Origin of the sequence: Mesorhizobium sp. M4A.F.Ca.ET.090.04.2.1 (genome assembly GCF_003999085.1) — a bacterium.
GTDB lineage: Bacteria > Pseudomonadota > Alphaproteobacteria > Rhizobiales > Rhizobiaceae > Mesorhizobium.
This window is the reverse complement of the sequence record NZ_RZOT01000966.1, coordinates 1-774: the sequence shown is the minus strand read 5'-3', so window position 1 is coordinate 774 and position 774 is coordinate 1. Positions and strand designations below refer to the sequence as shown.

Annotated in this window: 1 protein-coding gene and 1 tRNA gene; one reads left to right on the top strand and one right to left on the bottom strand. The window is 58.8% G+C overall.

What is annotated here, in order from left to right:
• Positions 1–455 precede the first annotated feature (455 nt).
• Positions 456–546: transfer RNA gene (locus tag EN781_RS33525), tRNA-Ser, on the top strand.
• Here the strand turns inward: EN781_RS33525 and EN781_RS34980 are convergent.
• The coding region (locus EN781_RS34980) for a hypothetical protein (protein ID WP_210213522.1) at positions 506–774 on the bottom strand (269 nt) is incomplete at its 5' end. The genes EN781_RS33525 and EN781_RS34980 overlap by 41 nt on opposite strands.

Sequence of the window (774 nt, the reverse complement as noted above, 5' to 3'; positions counted from 1 at the left end):
AAAGTTAAAAAACGGGTCTGGGTATTCTTTGCTGAAGGACAGCGTTCCCTGCCCCATCCCCACTACCGAAAAAGATGCGCACCGCGCCGCTCCTTCAAACCCGACATTACCCATGAGGCGGCGGCGTTCAACCACGATCGTACCGGCGGACGGGCTGTCCGGGCGCTATCCCCGAGCGTTGTTGCACAAATGACACGATTTGGCCTCACTCAGAAAGCTCTCGTTAACTATCGAGGCGCTCGCACCCGTTGCAATCGGCGCGAATCCTTTGCCGGACGGCCCGAATCCGGCGCTGGACCGTCAGAATTGCGGCGCGCGGGCCGAGTCGGCGGCCAGGGAATTGCCCCAGAATCGCCGCATGGCGAAGCGGCACTGCGGCGAAGCGCCGATTTTTCCGCGATAATGACGCCGGCTTGTTGATTGTGCCGACGCTTTTCTTTATCCAGCGGCGCAACGGAGAGGTGGCCGAGTGGTCGAAGGCGCTCCCCTGCTAAGGGAGTAGAGGTCAAAAGCTTCTCGTGGGTTCGAATCCCATCCTCTCCGCCACCCTGCTCGCGCCGCGCAGCTGCAGCAGAACGAATCCCGCGAATCCCTTGCAAAAGCAGAATCGGCGGCGCGCGTCGCGACGCACTTTCGCCTGCCAATGTCCACGAAACAGGTGGAGTCGATCCCCTGATGGTCGACGCGGAATCCCTAGTTTTCCGAAAAAAATTAGAAATATCAATTTGTTACTGTCGGAACACCAACCTTCGGCTCCGACATTTCGTTCGATTC